This window comes from Amycolatopsis sp. SID8362 (assembly GCF_010550475.1).
Classification (GTDB): domain Bacteria; phylum Actinomycetota; class Actinomycetes; order Mycobacteriales; family Pseudonocardiaceae; genus Amycolatopsis; species Amycolatopsis eburnea.
The window spans coordinates 1-5,294 of the sequence record NZ_JAAGNB010001071.1 but is presented as its reverse complement, the minus strand read 5'-3'; the positions used below and the strand labels follow the sequence as shown (position 1 = coordinate 5,294).

The 5,294-nt window shown below is 73.7% G+C and carries 1 protein-coding gene; it reads left to right on the top strand.

Annotated elements, in window-relative coordinates; genetic code table 11:
• A partial coding sequence (locus tag G3I65_RS33705) for a non-ribosomal peptide synthetase (protein WP_160699685.1) occupies positions 1-5,294 on the top strand: 5,294 nt, incomplete at both ends.

Sequence of the window (5,294 nt, the reverse complement as noted above, 5' to 3'; positions counted from 1 at the left end):
CCTGGCCCACCGGCTCGTCGCCGAGGGCGCCGGGCCGGAGCAGCTGGTCGCGCTGCGGCTGCCGCGTTCGGCCGACCTCGTGGTGGCGGTGCTCGCCGTGCTCAAGGCGGGTGCCGGGTACCTGCCGATCGACCCCGCCTACCCGGCGGCCCGCATCGAGGCGATGCTCGCCGACGCGGACCCGGTGTGCGTCGTCGACGACGTCGCCGCCGACGGCCAGCCAGACACCGCCCCCGGCGTCCGCGTCGACCCCGGCAACACCGCCTACGTCATCTACACGTCGGGCTCGACCGGCGTGCCGAAGGGCGTGCTCGTCCCGCACGCCAACGTCACGCGGCTGTTCTCGTCGACCGCGCACTGGTTCGGGTTCGGCGAGCAGGACGTCTGGACGCTCTTCCACTCCTACGCCTTCGACTTCTCGGTGTGGGAGCTGTGGGGTGCGCTGCTGCACGGCGGCCGGCTCGTCGTCGTGCCCGCCGACGCCGTCCGCTCGCCGGAGGACTTCCTCGCGCTGCTGGCCGAGCAGCGGGTGACCGTGCTGAACCAGACACCGTCCGCGTTCTACCGGCTGGGCGCGCTGCCGTCGCCGCCGCTGAGCTTGCAGTACGTGATCTTCGGCGGCGAAGCGCTGGACGCGTCCCGGCTCGCCGAGTGGCGACGGCGGCACCCGGACGGCCCGGCGCTCGTGAACATGTACGGCATCACCGAAACCACCGTGCACGTCACCTACCGCCTGCTCGACGAACACGGCCCGGCCACCGCCGGCGTGCCGATCCCAGACCTGCGCGCGTACGTCCTCGACGCCGACCTCGAGCCGGTGCCGCCCGGGGTCACCGGCGAGCTGTACGTCGCCGGCGCGGGCCTGGCCCGCGGCTACCTGAACCGGGCGGGCCTGACCGCGTCGCGGTTCGTCGCCGACCCGTTCGGCGCGCCCGGCACGCGGATGTACCGCACCGGCGACCTGCTGCGCTGGACCGCCGCCGGCGAGCTGGACTACCGCGGCCGCGCCGACCAGCAGGTCAAGATCCGCGGCTTCCGCATCGAGCTGGGGGAGGTCGAGGCGGCGCTGAGCGCGCACCCCGACGTCACCGGGGCCGCGGTGCTCGCCCACGGCACCGGCGACGCGCGCCGGCTCGTCGCCTACCTGACCGGTGCGGTCCCCGGCACGACAGCGCTGCGGGAGTTCCTCGCGCGGTCGCTGCCCGCGCACATGGTCCCGGCGGTGTTCGTACCCCTGGAGAAGCTGCCGCTGAACGCCAACGGCAAGCTGGACCAGCGTGCGCTGCCCGAGCCGGGCGCGCGCACGGAAACCCGGTACGTGGCCCCGCGCACGGACGTCGAGACCACGCTCGCCGGGGTGTGGTCGGCGGTGCTCGGCGTAGACCGGGTCGGCGTCGAGGACAACTTCTTCGGCCTCGGCGGCGACTCGATCCTCAGCATCCAGGTCGTCGCCCGGGCCCGGCAGGCCGGGCTGGCGGTGTCGTCGAAGGACCTGTTCCGGCACCAGACCGTCGCCGAACTCGCCCGCGTCGTCACCGCCGGCGCCCCGATGCCGCCCGTCGCGCCGGAACCCGGCGGCCCGGCGCCGCTCGGGCCCATCCAGTCGTGGTTGTTCGAGCACCTGGCCGAGCCGTGGCGGCTCACCATGTCCGTCCACCTCGTACTGTCCTCAGTGGACGTTCCCGCGCTCGGCTCCGCATTGCGCCGCGTCGCCGAGCGTCACGACGCCCTCCGGATGCGGTTCTCCCGCGACGACGGCGGCTGGACCCAGGAGCCCGCCGAAACCGAGGACGCCGAGCTGCTGCGGCATGTCGATCTGTCCGAAGTGGACGACGTACCCGCCGCCATGCACGCCGAAGCGTTGCGCGCTCAGACGTCGCTCGACATCGTCGCCGGGCCGGTCTGGCGCGCGGTGCTGTTCACCTTCGCCGATCACCCGCCGCAGCTGTTCCTGACCGCGCACCACCTGGTGATGGACGGCGTGTCGTGGCGCGTCCTCCTCGCCGACCTCGACCGCGCCTACCACGGCGAAGCACTGGAACCGGTCGGCACGTCGTTCACGCACTGGGCCCGCACCCTGGCGGAGCACGCGAAACAAGGCGGCCTCGACAACCAGGTCGCCTACTGGGAAACCGCGTTGCGCGAGGCGCCCACGCGGCTGCCGGTCGACCGCTCCGGCCGCGCCACGACCCGCTCGGGGCGCGAGGTCTCGGTGTCACTCGGCCGGACCGAGACCGCGGCGCTCCTCCAGGACGTGCCCTCGGCGTACCGGACCGAAGTCAACGACGTCCTGCTGAGCGCGCTCGGCCGGGTCCTCGCCCGCTGGACCGGCCACGAGCGGGTCGTCCTCGCGATGGAAGGCCACGGCCGCGAGGAAATCGCCGCGCCGCACGAACTGTCCCGCACGATCGGCTGGTTCACCGCCCAGTACCCGCTCGCGCTCACCGTCCCCGGCGGCGACTGGGGCGCAGTCCTCAAGAGCGTCAAGGAACAGCTGCGCGCGGTGCCGGACAAGGGTGCCGGGTACGAAGCCCTGCGGTACCTGAGCGACGCCGATTTCCGCGACCACCCGACGCCGCGGATCTCGTTCAACTACCACGGCCGCTGGGACGTCGCGAGCGACGGCGACGGCTGGTACCGCGGCCGCGGCGAGAGCCTCGGGCACGACAGCGACCCCGACGGTCTCCGGCCGTACCTGCTCGACGTCGTCGGCGTGGTCGAGGGCGGCGAACTGCACTTGACCTGGGAGTACTCGACCGAAGTCCACGACGAGAGCACGATCCGCGCCCTCGCCGAAGAGACCTTGGAAGCCCTGCGCGGCATCATCGCCCACTGCGCCGGCGCGGGCGGGCGCACGCCGTCGGACTTCCCGCTGGCCCGGCTCGACCAGGCCGGCGTCGACCGGCTGGCCGGCGACGGCCGCGACGTCGAGGACATCTACCCGCTGACCCCGCTGCAGGCGGGCATGCTGTTCCACAGCCTGGTTGACCACGGCTCGAACGCCTACTTCGACCAGTTCCGGCTGCGGCTGGCCGGGGTCGCCGACCCGGCGGCGCTCGCCGAGGCGTGGCAGAGGGTCGTCGACCGCACGCCGATCCTGCGCACCAGCACCGTGTGGGACGGCGTCGACGAACCGCTCCAGCGCGTCCACCGCGACGTGCGCGTCCCGGTCACACACCACGACTGGCGCGGCCGCACGTCCGAGGAGCAGCAGGCGGCACTGGCCGACCTGCTGGCCACCGACCTGGCCGCGGGCATGGACCTGACCGCGCCGCCGCTGATGCGCCTGGCCATCGCCCGGCTCACCGACGACGAAGTCCAGCTGCTGTGGACCTCCCACCACGTCCTGCTCGACGGCTGGAGCACGGCGCAGGTCTTCGGCGAAGTCGTCGAGCAGTACACGGCCATCGCCGAGGGCCGGGCCGCGCGGCTGGTGCCCCGCCGTCCGTTCCGCGACTACCTGGCCTGGCTCGCCGAGCAGGATGCCAGTGAAGCGGAAAACCATTGGCGTGAAGCACTTTCCGGGTTCACGACGCCGACGCCGCTGCCGTACGACCGCCGTCCGCGCGAAGCCCACCGCGCCGAGTCCGCCGACGCCGTGCTCGTCGAGCTGACCCCGGCGGAGTCGGCCGGCGTGCACGCCGCGGCGAAGGCGGCCGCGCTGACCGTGAACACCGTCGTGCAGGGCGCGTGGGCGCTCCTGCTGTCCCGCTACGCCGGGGAATCCGACGTGCTGTTCGGCACGACGGTGTCCGGCCGCCCGGAGAACCTGCCGGGTGTGGAGAGCATGATCGGCATGTTCATCAACACCGTGCCGACCCGCGTCGAAGTCCGAAGTGGACAGCCGGTGGCCGCGTGGCTGCGCGAGCTGCAGGCGGCGCAGGCCGAGGCGCGCCGCCACGACTTCCTGGCCCTGTCGCAGGTGCAGGCGTTCTCCGGCGTGCCGGCGGGCACCGCGTTGTTCGACAGCGTCGTGGTGTTCGAGAACTACCCGATCGAGGACAGCGGGCAGGACGGCGTGCGCGTGGCCGACGTCGATTCCCTCGACACCACCAGCTTCCCGCTGAACCTGACCGCGTACCTGCACGACCGGCTGGGCCTGGAGCTGTCCTACGACCCGCGGTTGTTCGACGAAGCCACCGCGCGGCGGCTGGCCGGGCAGCTCGCCGGGTTCGTCCGCGCCTTCGCCGCCGACCCGGAGTGCCGGCTCGGCGCGCTGTCGTCGTTGACCTCGGCCGAGCGGTGCGACCTGCTGGCCTGGGGCCGCGGCGAGCCGCGCGAGGTCCCCGCGGGCACGATCCTCGACGTGTTCGAGGCGACCGCCGCCCGCATCCCGCACGAGACCGCGCTCGTCTTCCGCGACACCGTCCTCGACTTCGCGGAAGTGGACGCGCGGGCGACCCGCCTGGTGCGGGAACTCGTCGACCGCGGTGCGGGCCCGGAGCGCGTGGTCGCGGTGGCGCTGCCGCGCTCGGCCGAGGCCGTCATCGCCGTCCTGGCGATCTTCAAGGCGGGCGCGGTGTACCTGCCGATCGACCCGGACCTGCCCGAGGAACGCGTGCGGTTCCTCCTCGACGACGCCCGGCCGGTGGTCGTCCTCGGCCGTCCGACGCAGCCGGCGCCGCCTCCGGCACCGGGCCGGCCGAGCGCCGACACGGCCGCGTACGTCATCTACACCTCCGGCTCGACCGGCACGCCGAAGGGTGTCGTGGTCGAGCACCGCGCCTTGATGAGCCTCCTCACCGCGCACCGGGGCGCGTTCTTCGGCCACTCGCGGCAGCGGTTCGCGCTCACCGCGTCGCTGTCCTTCGACACGTCGTGGGAGGGCCTGCTGGCGCTGGCCGACGGGCACGAGCTGCACGTGCTCGACGACGACACCCGGCTCGACCCGGCGGCCGCCGTCCGCTACCTCCACGGGCACCGCATCGACCTGCTCGACCTCACCCCGGCCTACCTCCGCCAGCTCGTGGACGCCGGGCTGCTGACCGGCGAGCACCGGCCCGGCACGGTGATGGTCGGCGGCGAGGCGACCGGCGAAGCGCTCTGGCGGGAGCTGGCCGCGTCCGGCGTCACCTGCCTCAACTACTACGGCCCGACCGAGGTGACCGTCGATGCCGTGCGCACGCCGGTGACCGGCGACCGGCCGCTGATCGGGCGGCCCCTGCCCAACCTCAGCGCGTACGTGCTCGACGACGGCGGCGAACCGGTGCCCGCCGGGGTGCCGGGGGAGCTGTACCTCGCCGGGCCCCAGCTCGCCCGCGGCTACCTCGGCCGCGCGGGGCTGACCGCGGACC